We start from the raw sequence: 25,737 nt of genomic DNA on the forward strand, positions 1-25,737 counted from the left end.
TGAGACAGTTGGAAAAATGGATAAGTGAACTGCTCGTTGATCAGCAAAAAGTAAGTGAAAGGCAAGTGCGTATCTTAGAAGCTGCTATCGAAAGCTTTTCGGAAAAAGGTTATGCATCTACATCTACAAGTGAAATAGCAAAGCGTGCGGGTGTCGCAGAAGGAACTATTTTTAGGCATTACAAAACAAAAAAAGACTTATTACTCGCCATTGTTGGACCAACAATGTCTAAGGTTGTCGCGCCGTTTATGGCTAAGAACTTTGTTGATGAGATATTAAAAGACGAGTATTATAGCGCTGAACAATTTATTCGTGCTATTGCCGCTAATCGCTATGAGTTTGTTAAAAAAAACACACCTATGATTAAGATATTTCTCCAAGAAATTGCCTTTCATGACGATATAAGAGAAAATTTCAAGCCAGTTTTTCAAGAATTGATATATAAGCGAATTGCACCAATTATGGCACATTTTCGTGAATGCGGAGAAATACGAAATCTTCCGGATGCTACAATTATCCGATTAGTATCTTCAACATTAATTAGCTTTTTTATTACAAGGTTTATTGTTATACCCGAACATCCCTGGGATGATGAAAAAGAATTAGAAGATACAATCCAATTTATTATGCGTGGATTACGCAATGAAACAGCTGATCAGAAAGATTAACAACAGCTGTTTTTAACTTGCTTAACAGAGATTTAATTGTAAAAGGAAAGAGCACCTAGATAAATGTCTAGGTGCTTTCAATAGTTACTTTACCTTAATCTCGTTATCTTCAACATATACGTCAACATGATTAATATCATCATAGTCTAGTAATAAATCAGCAATCTTGTCTTCTAGTTCTTCTTGAATAACGCGACGCAGAGGACGAGCTCCGAATGCTGGATGGTACCCCTTTATAGATAGATATTGCTTTGCGTCATCTGATATTGTCATTTTAATTTGTTGCTCGTTAAGCTGCTCAATTACTTCAGCAAGCATTAAATCTACAATTACTAGTAAGTCTTTGCTTTCAAGGGACTTGAATTCAATAATACTATCAAATCTGTTTAAAAACTCAGGCTTAAAATAATTGCTAAGTGACTCAAGAACACTACTTACAGAAGTAATATCGTTCTTTTCAAATCCTACCGTTATTTTTTTAGTACCTGCGCCAGCATTGCTTGTCATTATGATAACTGTATCCTTAAAGCTTACTGTTCGCCCCTGGCTATCTGTTAAACGACCATCCTCCATAATTTGCAAGAACATATGCTGCACGTCAGGATGTGCTTTTTCAATTTCGTCTAATAATATAATGCTGTATGGGTTACGACGAACACGTTCTGTAAGCTGGCCAGCTTCGTCGTGGCCAACATAGCCTGGGGGAGAACCAATCAGCTTTGACACAGAGTGTTTCTCCATATATTCACTCATATCAAGACGAACCATTGCGTCTTTTGAGCCGAAAAGTTCTTCTGCTAGCGTTTTTGATAGCTCGGTTTTACCAACACCGGTTGGTCCGACAAATAAGAATGAACCAATCGGGCGATTTTTCCCCTTTAAGCCAGCACGGCTTCGACGAATCGCCTTTGCAACTTTTTTAACAGCTTCCGCTTGACCGATAACCTTCGCTGCTAAGTTATCTTCAAGGTGCTTCATTTTAGATTGTTCATCTGCTTGTAGCTTTCCAACAGGAATACCAGTTTTCTCTTCTATGATCCGTTGAATTTCGGTTAAAGCTACAGTTGCCTTGCTTTTTTCGTCAGCTCTGGACAATTGCTTTTCAAGCTTAGCTTCCTCATCTCGAAGCTTGGCGGCTAGTTCATAGTTTTCTGCTTGTAAAGCTTCTGCTTTTTCGGTTTCGAGTTGAGCTAAGCGATCATGAATTGCTGTTTCATCTGTTCCACCAGATTTTAAGTTAACCTTTGAACCAGCTTCATCCATTAAGTCAATCGCTTTGTCTGGTAAAAAACGATCTTGAATGTAACGTTGTGATAATGTAACGCACGCTTGAATCGCTTCATCGGTGTAAACTACATTGTGATAACTTTCGTATTTTTCTTGGATGCCTTTTAAAATTTCAATAGAATGATCTATTGTAGGCTCATGAACTATGACAGGCTGGAAACGGCGCTCAAGCGCTGCATCCTTTTCAATTTTCCGATATTCTCTTAGCGTTGTTGCCCCAACAACCTGGAGCTCACCTCGTGCGAGTGCGGGCTTTAAAATGTTCCCAGCGTCCATAGATCCTTCGGCTGAACCTGCGCCTACTAGTAAGTGGATTTCATCAATGAACAAGATAATATTTTTGCGTTTTTGTAGTTCAGCAATAAGCTGTTTCATACGTTCCTCAAATTGTCCACGAATACCTGTATTCGCAACAAGAGATGCAACATCAAGTAAATATACCTGCTTGTTCAATAGTTTTGCTGGCACAGATCCTTCTGCTATTTTTAGAGCAAACCCTTCCGCAATTGCTGTTTTACCAACCCCAGGTTCACCAATTAAAACAGGATTATTTTTATTTCGCCTGTTTAAAATCTCAATTACGCGTTCTACCTCTTTATCACGGCCGATAACTGGGTCAATGACTCCGGCTTTTGCCATATGTGTTAAGTTGCGACCAAATTGATCAAGAAAACCATTTCCACCGTCATGCGTGTTTGTGGTTTTCTTACCTTCATGATTATGTGGGTGTCCATGAACTGGAAAGTTTCCAAATAAATCATTCAGGTTAAATCCATTAATGCCATTCGTCATATTGTTAGGCATCTTTAATTTGCTTTTTTCTTTCGTATAACAATCCTCACACAGGAGCAATTGCTTACGATTTTCATTAAATTGAATATTAAGCTGTACAGTCGCTTCTTTTTGTTGACATACTTGACATTTCATAATTAATTACCTCCTGCATATATTTTTTTGACTTTGATTAACTTTGATCAAATAAACACAATACATGTAACAAAAATTATTGAAGTATTTTTGTTTGACTATTTCTGACCTTTATAAGTGTATTATAATCTGACCTTTTTTGACTTTCAAGTAATATGTTTGATTTTTTTATAGAATGTCAATAATGTAGCTACATAATGATAAGGATGGTAAAAACATGGTGAAGCGATTAGATTTAAAATTACTTTTCTTTTGTGTAATACTATTTTGTTCAAGTACGTACTATCTTTTCTATACATCATACTCGTTGCAATATTACTTACTTCTACCTTTTGTAGCTTGGATAATAATCCAATTAATAGAACCGAAAGAGTTTTTACACGAAGTAAAGTTAACAAAGTTAGGTAGAACTGGCTTGAAGATATGGGGCAAGATAATAGGGTTAGCCATTACAATGAATGTCATTAACTACACTATTCTATGGTCTTTTACGTCTGCAAACCTTAACGTTTCACTTTTAACAGTGCAATCTGTAACACTTTCATTTTTTGAATTATTGTTAGTAGGAGTTGTTTTTTTATTTACAAGTATCATTTGGCAGGAGATTGTGTGGCGAGGCTGGATTTATGAAAGGTTAAGAGGAAAGAGCTTTGTATTAGCAGTTATATCATCAAGCTTTGGACAAACAATTTTCTTAGCACCATTCATATATTTTACATATGAATTGCAGCATTACGGAAATGTATTTATATTGTATGTTCTTTTTATTCTGTTTCAAGTATTGCTTAATATTTATCTTATTACTCTTCGTGAAGAATCTCAAAGTATTTGGCCTTCATCAATATTTCAAGCAATATATTATATTAGTTGGGATATTGGAAGTGACTTTACTATTGATGCGAACGTGTCATCAGAATATGTTGGAGGATTGTATGGTATAACAGGGATATTGTGTTTAGGATTTTATATTGTTTTATCAAGCACAATACAGAAAGTAATTATTAACAAGCAGCAGAATGCATCAATATAAATAAGTACTCTCGTCCAAGGAGTGCTTATTTTCTTTATGTTGGGATAATTTAGAAAAATCCTAATGTTTTTTTACTAAATTATGTTAAAATGATGTAAACAAAGATTGTTAAGCAAAATTTGTAAAGGTTGAGCATGCAAAATAAAGATCTTTTTATTTTTCTATAGTTAAAGTAATATTCAGGAGAGGCTTAAGGAGAGGGTTTTATGTCATTATTTTTAAAGATAATACATTTGTTTATGATGTATGTAGCTATATTTACCGTATTAGCTTTAATTATCTTAATTCCAAGACAAATCAGTGTAGTATACGAAAAGGGCGAGGAAGTACACTATGAATTTACAATGCAGCACTATGCTAATAACATTTCAGAGTTTATTACATCAATATGGCAAGAACATAGTCTTGGAAAAACCAGATACGAAAATTCCGTAGAGTCAGAGTTATTAATATACTTTCCAAGAAGCTTATTAATTATTATTCCATCCTTCATATTAAGTATTATTTTAGGGATTGCTATTGGATTGAGACAGTTTCAAACAAAGCACAGACGCTCTTATCCTGTAAGGAAGGGAGTATTTTGGTTGCTTTCGTCAGTGCCGGACTTCTTCTTGATTATTTGTTTGATTTGGATTGTAATCTTATTTGTTCCGAATTTTGATATATTCGGTCATGAGCACAGCTATGCTTTCGTAGTTCCTATTATTTTAGTTACCTTGTATCCTATGCTTTATGTTGCCAAGATTACGGAGGTTGCTCTAGAAGATGAGGGAGAGCAATTGTACGTGAGGTTTGCTAGAGCTATGGGATTCACAGAAGCATATGTATTAATCCGTCATGTATTACGAAATGTATATCCCTCTATTCTTAATCATTTTCCTACGATTATGATGTATGTGTTGTCAAATTTATTAGTAGTAGAGTGGTTATTAGACTATAGAGGTTTAACATATAGATTATTTAGAGCTGTCGATTACACAGATAAGATATCTGGCATGACGTCGCCAAATTATGAAGGTGCATTAATAATCGGGATTTCGATTTGTTTTCTATCTGTCGTACTTGTAAGTCAGGTACTGAGTCAGTTAGGAAAAAGATTGCTTGATCCTAGATAGACTAGATAAAGTGTAATTTTGTAAAAGGGGACATTTATTATGAAACGGAATTTTGCTTTATGGATTGGATTCTCAATGTTTTCTATATTAGTACTTACAGCAATAATTGGACCGTTCATTCCAGACGTTGTAGCGGGTGTAGAAGAACAACGTATTCAGTATTATGGTGATGGAAAATTTGGACGAGCACCATTTGCCCCTTCACTTGAATTCCCACTAGGGAGTGACGAAGAAGGTCGCGATATTCTGAGTTTAATAATTATGGGAACAAGAGATACATTATTTATCGTGTTTACTATTACATTAGTTAGGTATGCTTTAGGGTTGCCATTGGCGTTTTTAGCATTACATAAACATGGTTTTTTTCACCGTGTCATTGAAGTGTTACATGGGTTCTTTTCGACGATTCCAACCATATTTTCGGCAGTTATTCTTATTAATTTACCGTTTTTAATATTTTCGGAGATTCGGACAGTTTGGGTCATTTTATTAATTGCATTTATTGATATGGCAAGTGTTGCTTATGTGTTTAGAGAAACGGCTCATGACATTTCTAAGCGGGAATATATTACTGCGGGAATTATGATTGGAAATACGCGACGTCAAATGATAAAAAATCAATATATTCCTGTATTAATTCCAGAAATTATTGTCCAATTTTTTATTGATGTTAGTCGTGTTACGTTACTTGTAGGTCAATTAGGTATTTTTCATATTTTTGTTATGCAAACATGGGTGCAAACAGGGTTTACGGGAGGATATCTTGAAAATACTAGCTACAATTGGGCTACACTCATTGCTGGCACTCGTAATATAGTACTGAGTTATCCATGGATTCCATTTTTTCCAGCACTAGCTATTGTATTTGCAATTTTTACATTCCAAATTTTAAGTGATGGCTTACGTCAGTATTTTCAAAGAAAAGTCAGTGAATGATAACAAAAGGAGCTTGAGATCGTTCTCAAGCTCCTTTTAAGCGTATTATGATTAGCGACCGATTTAAATGCCGGAAGAACAAGTGTGTATACTAAACTAGTAATTTTACAAGCATAAATCCAACAATCGATAATAAAACAGATCCAGCTAATCCAGCTGCTAATGGGCGTAAACCATACTTCTTTAATGTCTCCATTGAAATGTTTAAACCTAAACCTGCCATTGCCATCGCTAATAATGTATACGATGCTGTCATAATTAAGTCAACGATTTGTTGACTAACAGGCACAAATGTATGGAATACACTTACAGCTAAGAATCCAACAATGAACCAAGGTATAGGAAGTTTTTGCTTTTCACTAGACGTCGTAGAATCTGATTTATTGAAAAGTAAGCCAACTATAATAGCAACTGGTACTAATAACAGCACGCGTGTTAGTTTTGCCAACACTGCCATGTCAACAGCTTCAGCTCCTCCAGGTGCGGCTGCTGCGACAACATGTGCTACTTCGTGAAGGGTGGCTCCGGCAAATAAACCAAACTCGCTTGATGATAACCCTAAGAATGGGAACAATAAAGTATACATAATAGTAAAACCTGTACCAAGTACAGCAATCGTCGCAACACTTACAACAGTTTCCTCATCTTTAGCTTTCATTTGTGCTGCAATGGCAACAATAGCGGCCGCTCCGCAAATCGCAGTTCCACAGGCAGTAAGGAGACTAACATTCCGGTCAACCTTTAACATCGTTGAAATGGCATATACAATGAGTAATGTAAAAACAATATTGACAACCGCAAGTACAATTACACTTGTACCACTGGCAGCAATATCTGATAAATTCAAACGGAAGCCAAGAAGAATGATACCTAGTCTTAATAATTTTTTAGATGCAAACGTAATTCCTGTATTTAAGTGAGTAGGAACTGGCAACGAAGCTTTTGTTGCCATTCCAATTAAAATAGCAAGTACTAAAGGACCTACTACAGAAATGATTGGTAATTTAACAAGTAAGTTCGCAGCAATAGCAATAATGAATGTTAGAGCTATACCTTTTATGAATGATTCCGAGCTTTTCTGCTCTAGAGGGCGTTCTGCCAATACAATTCCTCCTAATAATCTTGTATATATAATAATAAATACGATACAATCATTAGTAAAATATAATATCGTAATATCAATCATTAGTTTTTTTAATGATAAGGGTGGTAAATATGCAATATGAGGCTTTGCGAACGTTTGTAACAGTAATTGAGGAGAAAAACTTCACAAAAGCTGCGGAAAAATTATATATTTCTCAACCAAGTGTTAGTTTGCACATTAAGCAGCTTGAGAAGGAATTCAAAACGGTGCTGCTCCATCGCTCACCTAAACATATAGAAGTCACTCCAAGCGGTGTTTTATTATATGAAAGAGCGAAGCAATTATTAGAGCTTTATGAAAAAACAAAGCTTGAGTTGCTAGATATAGATAAAAAAATACAAGGAACACTAAAAATTGCAGCTAGTTATACAGTAGGTGAATATGTACTGCCAAGGTTATTGGCAGATTTTCAAAGACAATATAATGATGTGACCTTTGATGTAACGATAGCTAACACAAAACAAGTGGTAGAGCAGACTAAGCTATATAAAGCAGATCTTGCCTTAATAGAGGGAAAAACAGACGATAAAGATTTAGTTATGATACCGTTTATGCGTGATGATATGGCAGTAGTTGTTTCATTAGAGCACCCGTTAGCTAATTTAGAAAGAATATGTGTGGAGGACCTACACGATCAAAACTGGGTAATGCGTGAAGCCGGGTCTGGAACAAGAGAATTTCTTGAGCATATTCTTGTGTCCTATGGACTTAAAGCGAACAAGATGTACACTATTAGCAGTAATCAAGGGGTGAAAGAAGCAGTTAAAAACAACCTTGGCATTACAATATTGTCTTCTTTTGTTGTACAGGCAGACGATAATGTTAAAAAAATTCTTGTTGAAGACATTTCATTATTGCGTAAATTTTCTATTCTTTACCCTGCTCATACTCGTCATAATAAAATCACACAGTTATTTTTAGATTTACTCTTAGAAAGAGACTGATCATAAAGATGAACAGTCTCTTGAACAAATCTTTACTGTTTATGCGGGCTTGTTTTTTCAACCTTTTGATTTTTCTTTTCTGTTAGCTCTGAAGAAAATTCATTTAAACTTTTAGAACTTTGTAATCCAGCTTTTGTTCCTCTGTTTCTTTTTGTCAAAAAATCAACCTCCTGTGGAAAAAATCTAGTAATTATCGAATATGTTATTGTTAGCTGCAGCACCTAGGTAGTCTCCAAAAAAACAGGAGTTATTAACATCGCTCTATCGTCACTAAATGTCATGATTGATTTGAGACGTACCTTTTTGAAAATTTTACATAAGGTTCTCAGGGGCCAAAGGCTTTAGTATCGAGAACGGCCTAGGTCGTTACTTGTGTTTTCAGGCCGGCTAAATACTTCTCACTACTGAAGAGTCCATATTTTTGGACATAGAACGTGACTACGTGGTGCTTACGCTTTTCTTATTTTACTCTTTTTGTCAAAATAAACTCATCTAATTGCCATTGACAACTGGTTGTTTTTTCCTTACATTACAATTGAAGCTAATTTTCTACATCAATATGCTGTTATCCTCTTTGTGAAAATTTAGTAGTTAAACGAAACAAATTTACTTGCTGATTCGTAGTAACATTTATTAAGAAAGGGATGATAACATGACTAAAGGCAAAAGCCTGTTTGGCATTGTGTTGGTTGTTTTAGGAGTCATATTTTTATTAGATTCATCAGGTGTTGTGAATTTAGGGATTGATATTGAAAATCTAAATTTGATGACGTATAGCTGGCCGTTTTTTCTTCTAGTTCCAGCAATCCTATTTCATGCAGGTTTCTTTTTATCAGGGATGAAAAAAAGCAATGCGGGTCTACTAGTACCTGGTGGTATTTTATTGACATTAAGTTTGTTGTTCTTCTTTGAAACATTTACAGGCTGGAGGTTTTCTGGTGTAACATGGCCAATATATATTTTAGCACCGGCTGTCGGGTTATTTGAGCTTTACATATTTGGGGGACGTGAAAAAGGACTTTTAATACCTGTTGGGATATTATCGTCCATTGGTGTTTTTTTTCTACTGCAGAACATTTTTATTGAAATGATGGAATTTTGGCCAATCATTTTAGTGCTCGGTGGATTGTTTCTCTTACTTGGAAGAAACAAAGAAGAAAAGATTTCAAAATAACATAGCATGTCGTCAACTAAAGTTGGCGACTTTCTTATTTTATGTCTCTGTTAAAGGTGAGTGTTGATTTTTTAATATTGTTGATAGCAGCGAAATGCGCGATAGAAGACGAAAGACTAAGAGCGCCACATCCTGTAGCAACGTCTTTCTGACCCGCATCGTGCGGGCCTCAGCGGGATGTAGTGGCAGGCGTGAGACCCCGCATGCGCATGCGCAGAGGAGGCTTACGGCCACCCCGCGGAAAGCGAGCGCAATGTAGCGAAAATCAACAACAAAGTTTAACAGAGCTTATTTTATAAAAAAAGAGGTACCAGCATCTAACTAGTACCTCAAAATATTTATAAGTTCAAATCAAATCGCTCGCCTTTTACTAAATAAAGAATGTTCTCTGAAATATTTGTCACATGATCAGCTGCTCGTTCTAAATAACGCGCCACAAAAGCAAGTTGTGTAATTTGATTCACATGCTCAGGTTTATTTACAGCTTCATTCATTAGTTCATCAACAACAATGCGCATTAAATTATCAACTTCATCATCCCGTTTAGCTATTTGGTGCGCTGAAGCTGTGTCCTCGTTATGAAATGCTAACAGAGCATCACTAAGCATAGAAAGTGTGATATCTGCCATCTCTGGAATATGTAATAATGGTTTTACTAATGGCTCCTCTATAAATTTGACTGATTTTGATACGTTAACCGCTAAGTCTGCTATACGCTCTATATCAGAGGATATTTTTAATGCGACAATTACTTTCCGTAAGTCATGTGCAACTGGTTGTTCTTTTAAAATTGTCGAGATAGCCAACTCGTTAATATCTTTTTCTATTTCATTAATATGTTGGTCATTATCAATAACTTTTTGAGCTAGATTTTTATCTAGTGTTTTTAATGACTCAACAGATTGACTAAGCGCGTTATTAGCTTGCTCTGCCATATTTTCGATTTTCTCTGTCAGTTTTAATAATGATTTGTCAAAATGTGAACGTGTTGCCATGTTTAACCATCACCTATCTTTACTTTGTATGTGTTATATAGTATCACATTTAAGACATGTTTTTTATACAATTTTTCCATAGTTAATACGTAAAAAAATAACACTGCTTTATAGAAGGTAATAGAGCAGTGTTATTTATATTTTGAAATACTATAACTTTATTAAAAAGTTGAACAATTAAGCGCTTGCAATTAAGAAGGACTAATTAAAAAAATCGGTTATTCTCCAACAACCTTGTAATTTTTATGATTTACAACAGTCCGTTGTTCTAGGTCAAGCTCTTTATAATTTTGCATAAATGTTAGGTCTACGATGACAGAGTTTTCGTTTACTTTTTCAACGACTCCTCTTAAACCTTCTTTAAATTCTATAATATTCCCCACTTGTGCTTTTTTCATGTCCTCTCTCCTTCAAATTTTCTGGAAAAAAAGTTATTATGAATATATTGCCTTATATTTCCCATTTCGTAAAGGCTTTCTTTATAAATTGTATGAAAAATGTCGAAAAAATGAGACTTAGATTAGCAATGAGAGGAGAGGCGTATGACATGTCTGCTGGATTAGTACTAGAAGGTGGCGGTATGCGTGGTGTTTATACAGCTGGAGTCCTTGAATTTTTCATGGATAATAATCTATATTTCCCATATGTTATTGGTATGAGTGCGGGGGCTTGTGTAGCAGCTTCTTATATTTCACAGCAAAAAGGGCGAAATAAAATCGTCAATATAGAATACTGTAATCATCCAAACTATATTTCATTTAAAAACATCATTAAGCATCGACAAGTATTTGGTATGGATTTTATTTTCGATGAAATCCCCAAAAAATTAGTACCATTTGATTTTTCTGCATTTCGAAAATCGCCGCAGCGTTTTGTTGTCGGTGCTACCGATTGTATAACGGGAAATCCTGTATATTATGAGAAAAAGGACATCGGAGACGATATAACAACTATCTTACGAGCATCTAGCTCTTTACCATACATGGCACCTATGATTAGTTATGGAGATAGAGTACTGCTAGATGGGGGGATTGCAGACCCTTTACCAATAAAAAAAGCCGAGCAGGATGGTTATACAAAAAATGTAGTGATATTGACAAGGAATGGTGGTTATCGTAAGGAAAAAACGAAGCTGTCGTGGTTATACAAACAATCATTTAAGGATTATCCTGGACTGCTACATTCACTCGTAAATAGACACCATTTATACAATGATGTAATGGACTATATAGAAGAACAAGAGGCCCGAGGAAATGTAATTATTATTCGTCCACAAAAGCCTTTAGAGGTAAGTCGTGTAGAAAGAAATCCGCAAAAATTGTTGAAGCTTTATGAAGACGGATACCAAGACGCTAAGGACACCTTTCAAAAGATTAGTGCATGGTTGCCTGAAGAAATCGTACAAAATAGGTAGAACGTCTTGTACAAACTAAGATCGTTTGAATATTGTATAATTGCAGGAGTGGAGGCACCTTGCAATATAGTTCAGCGTAAATAGTAGGAAGTATCCCCTCCTTTTTCTACATGAGCCTCCCATGTAGTTTTTTCGTAGTTTTATTAAATTAGAACCATTTCACCTTTGCTAATGGTGTGCTTGTATTTACTGTTTTTTTTGAACAAACGGTTTTTACAAATCGTAAGTTGTAATGCTGATGTATACTTTTCGTATTTTTAATAAAAGGAGAATTTGTATGGATGAAGAAACAATTCAATCAAAATTAGACGAACTTCGTGACGGGAAAATTAAACAATTACATGTAACAAAAGATGAATTTATGATGTACAGGAAATATATCGTAAATAGAAGTGATTTTAAGCATTTTCGTGGTATTGCTCAGCACGGCGGGAATGTACTGTATGAGTATTCAGAAACACCTAGAAGTTAACTTTAAACAAGGGAGGGATGTATCATGTTTCACGGACTAACTGTTATTGTTACTGGAGCGGCGAACGGTATAGGTAAGGAAATCGCGGTTGCATATGTTCGTGCTGGTGCGAATGTTGTCATTGCAGATGTTGACGAACAAAAAGGGAAACAGCTTACAAAAGAGTTAGCAAGTAAAAATGTAGTTTTTATTAAGACTGATGTTAAACTCCCTAATGATATTAATAATTTAATGGAGCAAGCAAAAGAATTATTTGGTACTATACATATTTTAATTAATAATGCTGGTGTTTCACGCTGGAAACATCCGTATGATTTAACTGTTGAAGAATGGGATGACATATTAAATACAAATTTACGAAGCGTCTTTTTAGCATCACGTGAAGCAGCTAAACATATGGAGAAAAATGAAAAGGGTGGGTCTATTATTAATATTGCTTCAACCCGAGCAATCATGTCTGAAAAAAACACAGAAGCTTATGCAGCGTCAAAGGGTGGCATAGTTTCGTTGACACATGCTCTCGCCATTTCATTCGGTGAAAAACGTATAAAAGTCAATGCTATTAGCCCTGGTTGGATAGAGGTTGGAGACTATAGCAAATTAAGACATGTTGACCATAGTCAGCATCCTGCACAAAGAGTAGGACAACCTTCAGACATTGCTAAGGCGTGTTTGTATTTAACAGCCCCAGATAATAATTTTATAACAGGGACTAATTTAGTGATTGATGGAGGTATGACAAAAAAGATGATTTATGAAGAGTAAACTCCATAATAAAAATGAGCAGGTGTGTGAAGCTGGAAAATGAATGAAACCTCATAAGGGGTATAGTACACAAGACTCAGTGATGCGTGCAGCTAACGATTAACATGCAGATCTATTATTAATTTGGAGGTTGCAGCCCTTTTGATGATAACAAAGGATAATTCACTAAGTATGTTCTTAGCATATGATATGTCAGTTTGATAGAAAAAGGGCGGTAAGACATGGTCTTAGCGCCCTTTTTTCGAGATATAAAGATAGAACAGAATATTGTACTTTGGTTAAGGTTAATGTCTAGCATCTTGGCATAAAAAGAGTCATCTATTATTAAAGGAGAAATTGGAAAAGAGATAATCTTACACACCGATACTTTTCGTTGTTTAGTAAAAGGTAGGCGGGAATTTTGCTTTTTTGAAAGATTCTTTGTATCTTTAAGTATATAAAAAACGTTTTTTTGTACAAAAGTTATACAATATGTTAATATCTATTATACAAATGTTGAACAACGCGAAAAGGGGCGTGAAGTAATGATTTCTTCAACTACAAAGATAAAGAAAGACAGCATAATAGATCCTATGGAGCAACACTTTTATGATGTTATACGATTGATTGGTGAGGACCCTGAACGTGAGGGCTTGGTTGAGACTCCTAAACGTATTGCCAAAATGTATCGTGAAATATTTAGTGGTTTACATGAAAACCCAGAAGAAGTACTAGCAAAGACTTTCCCTTCAGAGGGAACTAAGGACCTTGTTGTCGTTCAAGATATACCATTCTATAGTGTTTGTGAGCATCACTTTGTACCATTTTACGGGAAGGTTCATATCGGATATATACCAAACGAACGAATCGTTGGTTTAAGTAAGTTTGCAAGATTAGTAGATGTTTTTGCAAAGAGACCACAGGTCCAAGAACGAATTACAAATGAAATGGTGAACACCATCCAAAAGGTTGTAGACCCACAAGGCGTTATTTGCATGGTAGAGGCTGAACATATGTGTATGACGATGAGGGGAATCAAAAAGCCTGGTAGCTTAACAAGGACTATCGCCAAAAGCGGTGTGTTTGAGGATGACCCAAATAACGTATTAGAAAATCGCTTTTTCAGCTTGGTAAATAAAAATTCGTAAAAATTGTTTGAAGTGCCTAAGCTTAGGCGCTTTTTTTTATGTAACATAGTTTATAACTCTGAACGTAAGTCAGTGTCTAGCTCTAGGTGCCAACCTGTGGCAGAGTATTACACCAAAAGGGAGGAGTCGCACGTGGAATTTTATAAAAGCTGTGGGTGTCATCTAGTATATAAGAATATAAAAGTGTAAGTACAATAACAACTAGCACAAAAGGAATGAAATTAGAATGGTACGTCAAGAGTGGCGATATAACCGGTACTGTTATGTATTTAAAAAATAAAAACATTGAATGGATTCATAAGTTAAGGCATAATATGTTTTGTTCGGTAATCGAAATAGTAATGAGGTGTCATCAATGTCAGATTATAAAAAAGGTGTCTTTTATACGGCACTTGCTTATGTTGTCTGGGGTCTGTTACCTATGTATTGGAAGTGGGTAGAAACTGTACCAGCGCTTGAAATTTTGGCCCATCGCATAATTTGGTCATTTTTATTTGTTATTTTCTTGCTAACTGTTTTAATTCGCCGCGCAGGTCTAATGAAGCAAGTGCAAGCAGTATTTACTGACCGAAGGCAGTTAATCTCAGTGGGGCTTGCATCTGTGTTTATTAGCTTAAACTGGGGAACATATATTTTTGCAGTCAATAGTCATCAAATTGTGGAGGCTAGTTTAGGATATTATATTAACCCTCTAGTAGCTGTAATGCTTGGGATGATTGTACTAAAAGAGCGATTAACAAGTGCACAATGGCTTTCGTTTGTATTAGCGGGTATTGGTGTTACATATATGACGATCTCATATGGGCAAGTTCCTTGGATTGCTATAGTGTTAGCATTTAGTTTTGGGCTGTATGGCCTGGCCAAAAAGCTAACAAAGCTTGATTCCCTATTAGGTGTATCATTCGAAACACTTTTCGTCATGCCGATTTCTTTGTTTTATATATTTACAGTGCAAGCAAACGGAAGTGGCTCTTTTATTAATGGCGGATTATCAACAACATTGTTATTAATAGGAGCAGGTGTTGTTACTGCAATGCCACTATTATGGTTTGGAATCGGTGCACAAAAAATACCTTTATCTATGGTTGGTTTTCTTCAATATATTGCACCGACTCTGCAGCTTACAATTGGGGTTTTGTTGTATAGTGAACCTTTCACTAAAACCGATTTGATTAGCTTTTCATTTATTTGGATTGCACTAACTATTTTTACACTCTCAAAAATGAAGTTATTGGCTAAAAGACAAGTTAAAGAAAAGACTGTCAGTATGTAAAAAATAAATACTAAAACAAAGCCTTGAATCATTTTAAAATTCAAGGCTTTGTTTAAAATGTGATATAGCATGTTAAACAAATTAGTTGTGCATATGACTAATGTATTTATAACACTTGAGTTATAGTGTTTCGTTTAGCTCCCATGACTCTACTGTTTTATAGGCTGTTTGTGGGTCCATACCTTGCCCTAATAAAAATGATATAGCTGCTACTTCTCTCATTGCATGTGCAAGTGATGTTTTCTTTGCTTCTTTTAGTCCGTATTGAACAAAAGGTTCTACAGCTTGTAGAGTTGGTTGCTTTAATTGTGGATACATAGGCTGATTTTTCATCTTATGAGCCATCATCTCTGATTGTGGCATAACTGGGTAAGGTACATTCATATCATCCATATCATCATCCATATCCATCATCATTGTTGGCATCATACTAGGTCCCATCATACTTGGGCTAGCCATCATATGTGGACCTGCCATGGAACCTGGGGCAAGCATCATACTGTCATATGGTGCGCCTCCCATTGTTCCAGGCATTCCCATTCCGTGAAAGGGAGTAGTAGCATATGGCATCATTGGACCGTACATCATAGGCTGATTCATCATTGGGTTACAAGTTTGACAGTGCATTCTATAAATTCCTCCTCATTAAATCTACACCATAGTGTATGAGTTAATAAGGTTGATAGGTTATTGTCCATATCAAAATGTGCTTTCACCTAGATGTAGGCTGACAGGCAAAAAAATGCTATGAAAAAAGCGCAAGGAATCCCTGCGCTTTACTCGAATTATATAGCCCATTCACCGTTACGGAAGATTGGTTCGCGTGTCCCATCCTCTAATTCACCATCGATATCAAGCTGACTTGATCCAATCATGAAGTCTTCGTGAACAATACTTGTGTTGACTCCTGCTGCTTCAAGCTCTTCTTTGCTCATGCTAGTGCCACCCTTTATATTTGTTGGGTATGCATTCCCAAGTGCTAAATGACATGATGCATTTTCATCATACAAAGTATTGTAGAAAATAAGGCCTGATTGTGAAATAGGTGATGAGTGTGGTACAAGTGCCACTTCTCCTAGTGAACGAGCACCTTCATCACTATCTAATAGACGCTTTAACGTTTCATATCCTGCTTCTGCTGTGAAGTCAACAACTTTGCCATTTTTAAATGTTAATGTAAAGTTTTCAATTAAATTACCGCCATAATGTAAAGGCAAAGTGCTTGAAACGACTCCATTTAAGCCATCTTTGTGTGGCATGGTGAATACTTCTTCTGTTGGAATATTAGGTAAAAACTGAGTGCCACCCTCTGTTATAGCACCGCCACCTACCCAAATATGGTTTTTTACAAGCTCAATAGCTAAATCAGTACCTGGTCCTTTGTAGTGTAATTTCTTATACTGTTTTTTGTTTAAATAATCTGCTTTGTCCATTAACGAGCCACTGTGCTCTATCCATGCCGTAGCGGGGTCTGCTAAATCAGCACGTGTAATAGAGAAAATAGCATCCCACATTTTTTCCGTTGCCATCTTAACGTCTTCACCAGGATATACTTTAGCAACCCAAGCATCAGTAGGAACTGATACGATAGACCAGCTCACTTTATCTGACATGGTGTATTCACGGAATTTTTTTAACGCTTGGCCAGCAGTTTTTTGCCAATTAGCAATACGATCAGGATCAACACCTTTTAGAAGCTCTGGATTTGGAGCATAAACATTTAAAAATGCTGCACCATTTGCTGCAAGCTCCTCACGACCTTTAGCTATCCAAGATGGAAATTCTAAAAATGAATCATCTGGAGCGTGGTCATAACGGATTCGTGTAATTTCCTCATCTGCAAAATCAACATAAACATGTTTTGCACCGGCTTCATAAGCTTTTTTTGTAACAAGGCGCACGAAAGGTGCTGTCGAAATTGATGTACTTATAAATAGTGTTTGCCCTTTTTGTATGTTGACGCCTGCTTTTACAGTTAAGTCAGCGTATTTCTCGAGATTTGTTTCGTATGTATTCACAAAATTACCTCCTTTATTATTGTGCAAACTCTATCTTAACATTTTCGTGATACAATGAGAATAAGACAGTCTGAAAGGACGGGAAAATTATGCTACAATCTGCATTAATTGATAAAGCTGTCCGTTATGCAGCAAAGGCTCATGAGGGACAATATAGAAAAACAGAAAAAGTAAGCTATATAACACATCCTTTTACTGTTGCATTATATGTTTTTGATGCGTTAGTAGAAACTGATTTTTCACCAGCTACAAAAGAAGCTATTGTTATTGCAGCATTACTTCATGATGTGTGGGAGGATACTGAAATTAGCTTAGATGATATTCGTAATGAATTCGGAGAGCAAGTAGCAAAGTTAGTATACGGAGCAAGTGAGCCGGATAAATCACAAACATGGAAAAGCAGGAAGCAGCATACGATAGACTCATTACGCTTAGCTCCACTTGAAGTAAAGTATATTGTTTGTGCGGATAAGACTCATAACATTACATCATTATTAAATGATTACGAAAAGCACGGGGATAACATCTGGCGTTCTTTTAAAGGAACAAAGGAGGAACAACACTGGTACTATAGTGAGATAGCCAAATCGCTACAAACTGGTGTGTTAAATACACCAAAATTCTTCACAAAGTATGAGGAATTAGTAAATAATTTATTTGTAAAATAAACTAGTGACATCTTCTTTGAAAAGTAGTATAGTTATACATATTGGGCTATCAACAAACATAATATTCTTTTTCAAAGATATAATTCCGTTATATGATTTAATGGGAGAGGTTCTAGAATACCCTCTATAAAAAACTAAGGAAAAAGCTGTGTCCTTAGATGCAGCTTTTTTTTATTGTTGTCTAAATTATATTACGGCAGCACGACAAATGAAGAAGGAAGTGGGTATGAACGCATGCTTACATCTGAGAAGGCAATTGTAGTGTTTAGTGGCGGACAAGATAGTACAACTTGTCTATTTTGGGCTAAGCAGCAGTTTGCTGAGGTTGAAGCCGTTACGTTTGCTTACAACCAGCGTCATAAACAGGAAATTGACATCGCAAAAGCCATTGCTAACGAGTTAGGTGTTCCGCATCATGTTCTCGATATGACTTTATTAGGACAGCTCGCGCCAAATGCACTAACAAGAAGTGATATTGACATTGAACAAAAAGAAGGGGAGTTACCAACAACATTTGTTGATGGGCGCAACTTATTATTCTTGTCATTTGCAGCAGTATTAGCTAAGCAAAAGGGTGCTCGACATATCATTACAGGAGTATGTGAAACAGATTTTAGTGGCTATCCTGACTGTCGAGATGTGTTTATTAAATCATTAAATGTAACCATTAATTTATCAATGGATTATCAATTTGTTATTCATACACCACTTATGTGGTTAAATAAAGCTCAAACATGGGCGTTAGCCGATGAGCTAGGAGCATTAGATTTTATTCGAGACAAAACGTTAACGTGCTACAACGGTGTGATAGCAGATGGGTGTGGTGAATGCCCAGCTTGTATGTTACGTAAACGTGGTCTTGAGACATACCTTTATTCAAAGAAGAATGAAGATACAAAGATAAATGTTTTATAAGGAGGAAGAAAATATGGCTGGTCGTCAATCTGATGAACTACAAGATATATCCTTATTAGGGAACCAAGGAACAAAATATAAATTTGAATATGATCCATCTATTTTAGAAACGTTTGATAATAAACATCCTGACCGTGATTATTTTGTAAAATTTAATTGTCCAGAATTTACTAGCTTATGTCCTATTACTGCTCAGCCAGATTTTGCAACAATTTATATTAGCTACATTCCGGATATAAAAATGGTGGAAAGTAAGTCTTTAAAGCTCTATCTTTTTAGTTTTCGAAATCATGGTGACTTCCACGAGGACTGTATGAACGTCATTATGAAGGATCTTATTAAATTAATGGACCCTCGTTACATCGAGGTGTGGGGTAAATTCACACCACGTGGAGGCATCTCCATTGATCCTTATACAAACTATGGACGCCCAGGTACGAAGTATGAACAAATGGCCGAGCATCGTTTAATGAATCATGATATGTATCCTGAAAAAGTAGATAACCGATAATAAATAAAGGCATTCGGATTTTTCCCCGAATGCCTTTTATTAATGAGATCTCTTTTTAGATTAGTCGTCCGTAAATGCATGAAGACAAGTAATTGGAGGATTGGGTTTACCTAGCATCAACACTTATAAATTTAAGATAAGATAACTCCTAAATAGGACTTGGTGGGATTCGAACCCACAAGACACTCAACTGCACACGGAGTACAATTGGCTGCTCTGGCCATTGAGCTACAAGTCCTTGATTATAGATTAAACATAAGTTAGGAATTTTATGCAACATCAATTGACTGATCATTACTTTTATTTTAAAATTGGTATAGACCACCTTATGTATATACCGAACATTAAACGGTGCGCTTAATATCGATTGTAAATTTGTATTTGTCAGCTCGAAAAGCTGATTTTGTTACCTCAAATGGCGTTCCATCATCCAAATAGGCTATACGTTCAATGAGTAAGATGGGGTCACTCTTTGCTAGCTGCAAATGTTTTATCTCAAAATCAGTTGCTATAACTGCTTCAAGTGTTTGACGTGCAAAGTGTATAGACTGATTTAACTGGGCCTCAACATATTTATACAGAGAATCCTGCAACACTTGTTCTGAAAGTTGAGGCAATAAAGCTGCGGGAATATAGGTTGTTTCAAGGGCAATTGGCTGTTCATTTGCTAAGCGGACTCGTTCGATTCGGTGTACTTCATTTTCCGTATTAATTTGTAACTTAGCACAAATATCCTCAGAAACATGCAATGTTTTAAAAGACAATAATATACTACCTGGTTTAAGTCCTCTTTGTAACATTTGTTCGCTAAAGCTGGATAACCCTAGTAAATCTTGTTCGAATTTTTTTTCAATAACAAAGGTACCACGGCCCTGCTCACGATACAAAAAACCTTGGTTGACAAGGTTTGTAATCGCTTGCCTAACAGTCATTCTACTAATGTTATATATGTCAGACAGTTCCCGTTCTGAAGGGAGCATTGTACCAGGAGTAAGCTCTCCATTCTCAATTTGCTGTTTTATAAGTTCTTCCAGTTGATAATAAATCGGCAAGGGAGATTTTTTATTTATCATGAGAAACACCTCTTTTCATCAATTTCATTATAGTTTGAAACGTAAAATCTAACAACAAAAGGAGGGAGTATTCATATGGCATCTTTTTGTCTTACTAACATAACTGTTTATGGCGAATACCAAACATTTACTAATGGCTATATAAAAATTGTAGAAGATAAAATTGTTGATGTTGGATCTATGGATGACTTGTCAGAATCAGTAATGGATGCAATAGAGATAATTTCATTTGAGACAGGCTATTCTGCTATTCCAGGTATGATAGATATACATATCCATGGTGTTGAAGGAGTTGACACTATGGATGCAACAATTGAAGCACTTACCAAAATGTCTCAAGCACTACCTAAGGAAGGAACAACAAGCTTTCTTGCCACAACAATAACACAGCATCCAGACCTTATTGCAGCTGCTCTGAAAAATGTCGCTGACTACAAACGTACAAACAATCAAGATGAAGGTGCAGAGCTACTAGGTATACATTTAGAGGGGCCATTTATAAACGCTAATAAAGCGGGAGCCCAGCCTATAGAATTTATTAGGAAGCCAGATGTAAATCTTTTTAAGAGTTGGCAACGATTAGCTGAAGGGTTTATAAAAATAGTTACGTTAGCTCCTGAAATAGAGGGAGCGATCCCGTTAATTAATTATCTAAAGAAACAAGGTGTCATTACCTCTATCGGTCATTCCGATGCAAATTCTACGGATATAGATCATGCGATTCAAGCGGGAGCGACACATGTTACACATCTTTTTAATGGAATGAAAGGAGTTCATCATCGTGAGCCAGGGGTGGCAGGTGCTGCTTTATTACACAATGAACTCAAGACAGAGCTTATTGCTGATAACATTCATGTGCATCAAGATATGCTCCACTTAGCGTACAAAGCGAAGGGTCCTGACAATATTATGTTAATTACTGATGCAATGCGAGCCAAATGTTTGGTCGATGGCACGTATGATTTAGGAGGACAATCTGTTCATGTAGATGGAAAGAAGGCTATACTGGATAATGGAACTCTAGCAGGTAGTATTTTAAAAATGAGTGAAGCATTAAAAAACATGAAGGAAATTACTAAGAATAGATTTGAGCAACTTATACAAACTACGTCTAGTAATCAAGCAAAATCCCTAAACATATTTGATCGAAAGGGAAGTTTAACGATTGGTAAAGATGCTGATGTTGTCATTATAGATGAACAAATGCAGGTGATTATGACCATTTGTCGAGGGCGGATCATTTATAGAAGAGGTGATTGAGCATGAGGTTATATGTTACCAAAAACCATGAAGGCCTCAGTGAGCTGGCGGCTGCTTATGTGTTAGACGTTGTAAAAACAAAATCAACGGCTGTTTTAGGGCTTGCAACAGGTGGAACACCAGAAAGAACATATCAATTACTTGTAGAAGATCATATTAAAAATAAAACCTCTTATAAACATATAAAAACGGTGAATTTAGATGAGTATGTCGGGTTGTCTTCCAATCACAACATGAGTTATCGCAAGTATATGCATGAAAAGCTTTTTAAGCATATTGATATATGTGATGCGAATATTCATATTCCTAACGGAGCAGCAGAGGATATAAATGAAGAGTGTAAGCGATATGATTACAACCTTGATAAGCTTGGTTACCCTGATATCCAAATCCTGGGTCTTGGGCAGAATGGTCATATTGGTTTTAATGAACCAGGTTCAGATTTTTCGCAATCAACACACCTTACTAAGCTAACTGAGTCGACACGCATAGCTAATGCCAGGTTTTTTCCAAGTGTAGAAGATGTTCCAGTGTATGCTATTACAATGGGGATAGCAAGCATTTTAAAGTCAAAAAAAATTCTACTTCTTGTATCAGGACAACGCAAAGCAAATACTCTTTTACGTTTGTTTACTGAAGAAGTCCACACTCAATTCCCTTGTTCTGCATTAAATCTTCACGATGATGTTGTGGTTATCGCTGATGAGGCAGCAATGATAGAGCTAAGGCGTTTTAAAGAATATGATTCAATAACTGTAGAGCAAACAGACCGTGTATAAAAATACACGGTCTGTTTTTTAGGTTGTATATTGTTTTTAGGTTTGTATATATTGAATGAACGGATTAGAGCCCTTAACTAGATCTATAGTGCTCCTTACAAGTACTTATTTTAAATCTTCAATTGAGTTAATGTCCATATAAGATGGGACAATAAGCCCGATCTTTGTACCTTCCAGGTTTGCACCAAGATCCACAAACTCGCCATCATATTTATCAACATAGTCAGCATGTGTTGTTGGTAACCAGCCTGCAACATGCGCATCTACACTACCGTCGGCAACACCTGTCCACATAGGACCAGCCTCAACCTGACTAATCGTCACATCGTAGCCGATATCTTCTAGTACTTTTTTAACAACGTTAGTTGACGCAATTTCACTTGACCAAGCAACGTACGCAATTTGGATTTCGTCGCCATCAACAGCATCTGCACCTGCAGTCCACTCAGCTACCTTATCACTGTTTTCTTCTACCCATTTTGCAGCAGCTTCTTCGGCCTTCATACCGTCTTCAATCATTACCATAACCGTAGCCATATCATCTGGTGTCCAGTTGAATTGATCTAATACAGTGTAGGCACTTGGGTGATCAGTGTCTAAACCTTGGCGTGCAATTGTGTGAATTTCTTCGGCATCACCATAAATACCTTTTGGGTCCTCTAAGTACTTAAGATCGAACTTAGAAAACTTCCAATGAGGAGTCCAACCAGTAATTATGATTGGTTCTTCCTTATCATATGCCTTTTTCAGAGCTGCTGTCATAGCTGCACCAGAGCCTTCAACAAGCTTCCAATCTTCAAGACCATAATCTTCAATGACTGTTGCAGTTGCTTTCATCAATCCTGCTCCTGGATCAATCCCTACAATCTCATAATCTACTTGTTCTGCAACAGAACCAGATGCACCTTCGTTTCCTCCACATGCAGCTAAACCTAGTGATACTACTGCTGCAAGGCTAAATGTAAGTACTTTTTTAAACATTATAAATGTCCCCCTTGATTTGTTTTTGTTATATTTTGAGTAATCCGGTCTAGCATAATAGCAATGATAACGATAGCTAAACCAGCTTCAAAACCAGTACCTGTTTGAATTTGTGTAACAGCACGATACACTTCTGCACCTAGTCCAGGTGCTCCTACCATTGATGCAATTACAACCATAGATAGTGCTAGCATAATACTTTGGTTTATACCTGCCATAATAGTAGGCATGGCTAATGGTAGTTGGACCTTTAATAACCGTTGTTTCGTTGTTGACCCAAACGCTTCCGTCGCTTCAATTAAATCTTCTGGCACTTGCTGTATACCTAACACTGTCAAGCGAATAGTAGGTGGCATCGCAAAGATAACTGATGCAACAATTCCTGGAACAACGCCAATATTGAAGAAAAAGATTGCCGGCAATAAATACACAAATGCAGGCATCGTTTGCATAAAATCAAGAATCGGTGTCACAATTTTACGAACAAGAGCCTGTTGTGATGCCCAAATACCAATTGGAATTCCGATAAGTATTGATATAAAAACAGATGTTAGAACTAATGATAACGTTTGTAGCATTTCCTCCCAGTAATCTAAGTTGCCGATTAGGAATAGGCCAATAAACGTAAAGACAGCAACTTTCCAGTTTACAAGTCTCCAAGCTAATAATGAAAATAAAATTACGAGAATAAAAGGGTGTATGAATGCTAGAATATCTACTAATCCTTCTACTGTTCCTTCTAAACCGTCAGCAATTATCTCAAACATGCCTTCAAAATGATCTGTAAACCATTCAACAGACGAATCAATCCAGTCTGCAATTGGTATCTTTGGTAAAAATACATTACTCAATATGTTCACCTCCTGCTGCTACTTCTACTTTTACTTCTACTTCTACTTCTACTTCTACTTCGTGGTTGATGTGTTGCTCATTACCAGCAAGAGCTCCTATGACGGCACCACGCACGAGTAGGCCGTGAAGGCGATGCTCCTCATCAACAACGGCAACAGGAATAGTAGCTTCTGATACTGTTTCAAACACATCAGTTAAAATAGTATGTAAGGGCACAGTTGCAACATTAGGTATTAATATGTCAGCTATTGTTTTCTTCGCCTCAACAGCTTTAGAGGCATCATTTGCAGTAATAGCTCCTAGAAGTTTTCGTTGTTTATCTACTATATAAATAGAAGAAATCCCACGCTCCTTCATTAGTTGAAGAGCTACACGAGGTCCTTTTTCGATCTGAATCGATTCCGCTCGCTTCATGACATGACTAGCTGTTAACACTTTCGCAAGGTCGACATCCTCGACAAAACGCTCAACATATTCGTTAGAAGGGTTCATTAAAATCTCTTCAGGCGTACCTATTTGAACAATGCTACCATCCTTCATAAGGGCGATACGATCACCAATACGAAGTGCTTCGTCTAAATCATGTGTAATGAAAATAATTGTTTTTCCTAACGTAGATTGCAGCTGTAGAAGCTCATCCTGCATATCCTTTCGTATTAATGGATCTAATGCACTAAATGCTTCGTCCATTAATAGTACATCAGGATTGTTCGCAAGAGCTCTAGCTAAACCAACGCGCTGCTGCATGCCACCACTTAATTGTGAAGGGTATTGCTCTTCATAACCTTCTAAACCAACTAGCTTTAACGATTCAAGTGCTTTTTCTTTTCGTTCTGTTTCATTAACACCCTGAATTTCTAGACCATATTCGGTGTTTTCTAGTACAGTTCGGTGTGGAAACAGCGCAAATCGTTGAAAAACCATACTCATTTTTTTTCGGCGAATGTCACGCAAATTTTCTTTATTCATGCTTGTAATATCCTCATTATCAACATATACAGAACCAAACGTAGGCTCGATAAGTCGATTAATGAGTCTTACTAGCGTGGATTTCCCACTACCTGAGAGCCCCATAATGACAAATATTTCGCCGTTGTGAACTTCGAACGAAGCGTCTTTAACACCAACAGTAGCTCCCGTTTTTTGAAGTATATCTTGTTTTGTTTTCCCTTCTTGAATTAATTGCTGGGCTTGTTTCGTATGCTTACCGAAAATCTTAGTAATATTTTCGACCTTTATTTTTATAGTACTTTCTTCCATGTGTTCACCTCATTTTCTATGTACAAACAAAACCTTCTAAAGTTTAAAGCTTTTTTTAAGAAGACCATTGGTAGTTAAGCCTAGTTAATTTTAGCTTAATAGTAAAATTTATTTCAAACAGTAAATTCAGTTAAATAAGTACATATAGT

Annotated in this window: 27 protein-coding genes, 1 pseudogene and 1 riboswitch; of the genes and pseudogenes, 16 read left to right on the forward strand and 12 right to left on the reverse strand. The window is 36.3% G+C overall.

What is annotated here, in order from left to right; translation table 11 throughout:
* Positions 1 to 8: 8 nt before the first annotated feature.
* Positions 9 to 668, forward strand: coding sequence for a TetR/AcrR family transcriptional regulator (locus EJF36_RS07575; protein WP_260471846.1), 660 nt, complete (start codon positions 9 to 11; stop codon positions 666 to 668).
* 84 nt (positions 669 to 752) lie between these two features.
* On the opposite strand, the gene EJF36_RS07580 is transcribed toward EJF36_RS07575, so the two are convergent.
* Complete coding sequence (locus EJF36_RS07580) at positions 753 to 2,882, reverse strand: ATP-dependent Clp protease ATP-binding subunit (RefSeq protein ID WP_125905733.1); 2,130 nt, start codon at positions 2,880 to 2,882, stop codon at positions 753 to 755.
* Between the two features lie 217 nt (positions 2,883 to 3,099).
* Here EJF36_RS07580 and EJF36_RS07585 point away from each other — a divergent pair, with 217 nt between their 5' ends.
* The 3 genes from EJF36_RS07585 to EJF36_RS07595 all read left to right on the forward strand — a co-directional run bounded on the left by EJF36_RS07585 (position 3,100) and on the right by EJF36_RS07595 (position 5,963).
* Positions 3,100 to 3,912 carry a CPBP family glutamic-type intramembrane protease gene (locus EJF36_RS07585; RefSeq protein WP_125905734.1) on the forward strand — a complete coding sequence of 271 codons (813 nt, stop codon included), beginning with the start codon at positions 3,100 to 3,102 and terminating at the stop codon, positions 3,910 to 3,912.
* 206 nt (positions 3,913 to 4,118) lie between these two features.
* Positions 4,119 to 5,027 carry an ABC transporter permease subunit gene (locus EJF36_RS07590; protein ID WP_125905735.1) on the forward strand — a complete coding sequence of 303 codons (909 nt, stop codon included), beginning with the start codon at positions 4,119 to 4,121 and terminating at the stop codon, positions 5,025 to 5,027.
* Positions 5,028 to 5,066: 39 nt separating this feature from the next.
* Positions 5,067 to 5,963 (forward strand): ABC transporter permease, encoded by an 897-nt coding sequence (locus tag EJF36_RS07595; RefSeq protein WP_125905736.1) that lies wholly within the window; start codon positions 5,067 to 5,069, stop codon positions 5,961 to 5,963.
* Positions 5,964 to 6,054: 91 nt separating this feature from the next.
* Here the strand turns inward: EJF36_RS07595 and EJF36_RS07600 are convergent, their stop codons facing one another.
* On the reverse strand, positions 6,055 to 7,065 hold the full coding sequence (locus tag EJF36_RS07600; RefSeq protein ID WP_260471847.1) for a YeiH family protein: 1,011 nt from the start codon (positions 7,063 to 7,065) through the stop codon (positions 6,055 to 6,057).
* A 113-nt stretch (positions 7,066 to 7,178) separates the two neighbouring features.
* Here EJF36_RS07600 and EJF36_RS07605 point away from each other — a divergent pair, with 113 nt between their 5' ends.
* The gene (locus tag EJF36_RS07605) at positions 7,179 to 8,051 is read left to right on the forward strand and encodes a LysR family transcriptional regulator (protein WP_125905738.1); all 873 of its coding nucleotides are present in this window, start codon (positions 7,179 to 7,181) and stop codon (positions 8,049 to 8,051) included.
* A 32-nt stretch (positions 8,052 to 8,083) separates the two neighbouring features.
* On the opposite strand, the gene EJF36_RS21820 is transcribed toward EJF36_RS07605, so the two are convergent.
* Entirely contained in the window at positions 8,084 to 8,209 is a 126-nt protein-coding gene (locus tag EJF36_RS21820; protein ID WP_260471848.1) for a hypothetical protein, read from the reverse strand.
* A 494-nt stretch (positions 8,210 to 8,703) separates the two neighbouring features.
* On the opposite strand from EJF36_RS21820, the gene EJF36_RS07610 reads away from it, so the two are divergent.
* Positions 8,704 to 9,225 carry a hypothetical protein gene (locus EJF36_RS07610; protein WP_125905739.1) on the forward strand — a complete coding sequence of 174 codons (522 nt, stop codon included), beginning with the start codon at positions 8,704 to 8,706 and terminating at the stop codon, positions 9,223 to 9,225.
* Between the two features lie 338 nt (positions 9,226 to 9,563).
* Here the strand turns inward: EJF36_RS07610 and phoU are convergent, their stop codons facing one another.
* Together phoU and EJF36_RS07620 are read right to left on the reverse strand one after the other, a co-directional pair.
* Positions 9,564 to 10,220 carry a phosphate signaling complex protein PhoU gene (gene phoU / locus EJF36_RS07615; RefSeq protein ID WP_125905740.1) on the reverse strand — a complete coding sequence of 219 codons (657 nt, stop codon included), beginning with the start codon at positions 10,218 to 10,220 and terminating at the stop codon, positions 9,564 to 9,566.
* Positions 10,221 to 10,438: 218 nt separating this feature from the next.
* The gene (locus tag EJF36_RS07620; protein ID WP_125905741.1) at positions 10,439 to 10,618 is read right to left on the reverse strand and encodes a YkvS family protein; all 180 of its coding nucleotides are present in this window, start codon (positions 10,616 to 10,618) and stop codon (positions 10,439 to 10,441) included.
* A gap of 149 nt (positions 10,619 to 10,767) precedes the next feature.
* Here EJF36_RS07620 and EJF36_RS07625 point away from each other — a divergent pair, with 149 nt between their 5' ends.
* From EJF36_RS07625 to rarD, 5 genes are all read left to right on the forward strand, one after another.
* Positions 10,768 to 11,634, forward strand: a complete 867-nt coding sequence (locus tag EJF36_RS07625) for a patatin-like phospholipase family protein (RefSeq protein WP_125905742.1) — start codon at positions 10,768 to 10,770, stop codon at positions 11,632 to 11,634.
* A 277-nt stretch (positions 11,635 to 11,911) separates the two neighbouring features.
* Entirely contained in the window at positions 11,912 to 12,106 is a 195-nt protein-coding gene (locus EJF36_RS07630) for a hypothetical protein (protein WP_125905743.1), read from the forward strand.
* Between the two features lie 21 nt (positions 12,107 to 12,127).
* Positions 12,128 to 12,871: a glucose 1-dehydrogenase gene (locus EJF36_RS07635; RefSeq protein ID WP_395940626.1), complete on the forward strand. Its 744-nt coding sequence runs from the start codon at positions 12,128 to 12,130 to the stop codon at positions 12,869 to 12,871.
* Between the two features lie 572 nt (positions 12,872 to 13,443).
* Positions 13,444 to 13,998: a GTP cyclohydrolase I FolE gene (gene folE / locus EJF36_RS07640; protein WP_260471983.1), complete on the forward strand. Its 555-nt coding sequence runs from the start codon at positions 13,444 to 13,446 to the stop codon at positions 13,996 to 13,998.
* 355 nt (positions 13,999 to 14,353) lie between these two features.
* Positions 14,354 to 15,271, forward strand: a complete 918-nt coding sequence (gene rarD / locus EJF36_RS07645; RefSeq protein ID WP_125905746.1) for an EamA family transporter RarD — start codon at positions 14,354 to 14,356, stop codon at positions 15,269 to 15,271.
* A 120-nt stretch (positions 15,272 to 15,391) separates the two neighbouring features.
* Here rarD and EJF36_RS21825 read toward each other — a convergent pair whose 3' ends face one another.
* Positions 15,392 to 15,898, reverse strand: a complete 507-nt coding sequence (locus EJF36_RS21825) for a hypothetical protein (RefSeq protein ID WP_260471849.1) — start codon at positions 15,896 to 15,898, stop codon at positions 15,392 to 15,394.
* Positions 15,899 to 16,056: 158 nt separating this feature from the next.
* Positions 16,057 to 17,289, reverse strand: a complete 1,233-nt coding sequence (locus EJF36_RS07655) for an aminopeptidase (RefSeq protein WP_125905747.1) — start codon at positions 17,287 to 17,289, stop codon at positions 16,057 to 16,059.
* An 89-nt stretch (positions 17,290 to 17,378) separates the two neighbouring features.
* On the opposite strand from EJF36_RS07655, the gene EJF36_RS07660 reads away from it, so the two are divergent.
* The 3 genes from EJF36_RS07660 (at position 17,379) to queF (ending at position 19,383) form a co-directional block, all read left to right on the forward strand.
* On the forward strand, positions 17,379 to 17,957 hold the full coding sequence (locus tag EJF36_RS07660; protein ID WP_125905748.1) for an HD domain-containing protein: 579 nt from the start codon (positions 17,379 to 17,381) through the stop codon (positions 17,955 to 17,957).
* Between the two features lie 100 nt (positions 17,958 to 18,057).
* Positions 18,058 to 18,101: riboswitch (PreQ1 riboswitch) on the forward strand.
* Positions 18,102 to 18,191: 90 nt separating this feature from the next.
* Entirely contained in the window at positions 18,192 to 18,872 is a 681-nt protein-coding gene (gene queC / locus EJF36_RS07665; RefSeq protein WP_125908307.1) for a 7-cyano-7-deazaguanine synthase QueC, read from the forward strand.
* Between the two features lie 13 nt (positions 18,873 to 18,885).
* Positions 18,886 to 19,383: a preQ(1) synthase gene (gene queF / locus EJF36_RS07670; protein WP_125905749.1), complete on the forward strand. Its 498-nt coding sequence runs from the start codon at positions 18,886 to 18,888 to the stop codon at positions 19,381 to 19,383.
* Between the two features lie 154 nt (positions 19,384 to 19,537).
* Here queF and EJF36_RS07675 read toward each other — a convergent pair.
* Together EJF36_RS07675 and EJF36_RS07680 are read right to left on the reverse strand one after the other, a co-directional pair.
* A pseudogene (locus tag EJF36_RS07675) lies at positions 19,538 to 19,621 on the reverse strand.
* 106 nt (positions 19,622 to 19,727) lie between these two features.
* The gene (locus EJF36_RS07680) at positions 19,728 to 20,456 is read right to left on the reverse strand and encodes a GntR family transcriptional regulator (RefSeq protein WP_125905750.1); all 729 of its coding nucleotides are present in this window, start codon (positions 20,454 to 20,456) and stop codon (positions 19,728 to 19,730) included.
* A gap of 75 nt (positions 20,457 to 20,531) precedes the next feature.
* Between EJF36_RS07680 and nagA the strand changes: the two genes are divergently transcribed.
* Positions 20,532 to 21,716, forward strand: coding sequence for an N-acetylglucosamine-6-phosphate deacetylase (gene nagA / locus EJF36_RS07685; RefSeq protein ID WP_125905751.1), 1,185 nt, complete (start codon positions 20,532 to 20,534; stop codon positions 21,714 to 21,716).
* A 2-nt stretch (positions 21,717 to 21,718) separates the two neighbouring features.
* The gene (gene nagB, locus EJF36_RS07690; RefSeq protein WP_125905752.1) at positions 21,719 to 22,495 is read left to right on the forward strand and encodes a glucosamine-6-phosphate deaminase; all 777 of its coding nucleotides are present in this window, start codon (positions 21,719 to 21,721) and stop codon (positions 22,493 to 22,495) included.
* Positions 22,496 to 22,600: 105 nt separating this feature from the next.
* Here the strand turns inward: nagB and EJF36_RS07695 are convergent, their stop codons facing one another.
* From EJF36_RS07695 to proV, 3 genes are read right to left on the reverse strand one after another with little or no spacing between them, the layout of a single operon-like run.
* The gene (locus tag EJF36_RS07695) at positions 22,601 to 23,476 is read right to left on the reverse strand and encodes a glycine betaine ABC transporter substrate-binding protein (protein WP_125905753.1); all 876 of its coding nucleotides are present in this window, start codon (positions 23,474 to 23,476) and stop codon (positions 22,601 to 22,603) included.
* Positions 23,476 to 24,327, reverse strand: coding sequence for an ABC transporter permease (locus EJF36_RS07700; protein WP_260471850.1), 852 nt, complete (start codon positions 24,325 to 24,327; stop codon positions 23,476 to 23,478). Before EJF36_RS07700 ends, EJF36_RS07695 begins: the two co-directional genes overlap by 1 nt.
* A complete protein-coding gene (gene proV, locus EJF36_RS07705; protein ID WP_125905754.1) occupies positions 24,320 to 25,588 on the reverse strand; it encodes a glycine betaine/L-proline ABC transporter ATP-binding protein ProV in 1,269 nt (422 codons plus the stop codon). The genes EJF36_RS07700 and proV overlap by 8 nt, the downstream gene beginning before the upstream one ends.
* Positions 25,589 to 25,737 lie beyond the last annotated feature (149 nt).

It is taken from the genome of Bacillus sp. HMF5848 (assembly GCF_003944835.1).
In the GTDB taxonomy this organism is placed as follows: Bacteria; Bacillota; Bacilli; order Bacillales; family HMF5848; genus HMF5848.

What these genes read in the sequence shown, in the direction of transcription:
- EJF36_RS07580 (WP_125905733.1), bottom strand. Translation starts at nt 2,882, where the DNA reads ATGAAATGTCAAGTATGTCAACAAAAAGAAGCGACTGTACAGCTTAAT.
- EJF36_RS07585 (WP_125905734.1), top strand. Translation starts at nt 3,100, where the DNA reads ATGGTGAAGCGATTAGATTTAAAATTACTTTTCTTTTGTGTAATACTA.
- EJF36_RS07590 (WP_125905735.1), top strand. Translation starts at nt 4,119, where the DNA reads ATGTCATTATTTTTAAAGATAATACATTTGTTTATGATGTATGTAGCT.
- EJF36_RS07595 (WP_125905736.1), top strand. Translation starts at nt 5,067, where the DNA reads ATGAAACGGAATTTTGCTTTATGGATTGGATTCTCAATGTTTTCTATA.
- EJF36_RS07605 (WP_125905738.1), top strand. Translation starts at nt 7,179, where the DNA reads ATGCAATATGAGGCTTTGCGAACGTTTGTAACAGTAATTGAGGAGAAA.
- EJF36_RS07610 (WP_125905739.1), top strand. Translation starts at nt 8,704, where the DNA reads ATGACTAAAGGCAAAAGCCTGTTTGGCATTGTGTTGGTTGTTTTAGGA.
- phoU (WP_125905740.1), bottom strand. Translation starts at nt 10,220, where the DNA reads ATGGCAACACGTTCACATTTTGACAAATCATTATTAAAACTGACAGAG.
- EJF36_RS07620 (WP_125905741.1), bottom strand. Translation starts at nt 10,618, where the DNA reads ATGAAAAAAGCACAAGTGGGGAATATTATAGAATTTAAAGAAGGTTTA.
- EJF36_RS07625 (WP_125905742.1), top strand. Translation starts at nt 10,768, where the DNA reads ATGTCTGCTGGATTAGTACTAGAAGGTGGCGGTATGCGTGGTGTTTAT.
- EJF36_RS07630 (WP_125905743.1), top strand. Translation starts at nt 11,912, where the DNA reads ATGGATGAAGAAACAATTCAATCAAAATTAGACGAACTTCGTGACGGG.
- folE (WP_260471983.1), top strand. Translation starts at nt 13,444, where the DNA reads ATGGAGCAACACTTTTATGATGTTATACGATTGATTGGTGAGGACCCT.
- rarD (WP_125905746.1), top strand. Translation starts at nt 14,354, where the DNA reads ATGTCAGATTATAAAAAAGGTGTCTTTTATACGGCACTTGCTTATGTT.
- EJF36_RS21825 (WP_260471849.1), bottom strand. Translation starts at nt 15,898, where the DNA reads ATGCACTGTCAAACTTGTAACCCAATGATGAATCAGCCTATGATGTAC.
- EJF36_RS07660 (WP_125905748.1), top strand. Translation starts at nt 17,379, where the DNA reads ATGCTACAATCTGCATTAATTGATAAAGCTGTCCGTTATGCAGCAAAG.
- queC (WP_125908307.1), top strand. Translation starts at nt 18,192, where the DNA reads ATGCTTACATCTGAGAAGGCAATTGTAGTGTTTAGTGGCGGACAAGAT.
- queF (WP_125905749.1), top strand. Translation starts at nt 18,886, where the DNA reads ATGGCTGGTCGTCAATCTGATGAACTACAAGATATATCCTTATTAGGG.
- EJF36_RS07680 (WP_125905750.1), bottom strand. Translation starts at nt 20,456, where the DNA reads ATGATAAATAAAAAATCTCCCTTGCCGATTTATTATCAACTGGAAGAA.
- nagA (WP_125905751.1), top strand. Translation starts at nt 20,532, where the DNA reads ATGGCATCTTTTTGTCTTACTAACATAACTGTTTATGGCGAATACCAA.
- nagB (WP_125905752.1), top strand. Translation starts at nt 21,719, where the DNA reads ATGAGGTTATATGTTACCAAAAACCATGAAGGCCTCAGTGAGCTGGCG.
- EJF36_RS07695 (WP_125905753.1), bottom strand. Translation starts at nt 23,476, where the DNA reads ATGTTTAAAAAAGTACTTACATTTAGCCTTGCAGCAGTAGTATCACTA.
- proV (WP_125905754.1), bottom strand. Translation starts at nt 25,588, where the DNA reads ATGGAAGAAAGTACTATAAAAATAAAGGTCGAAAATATTACTAAGATT.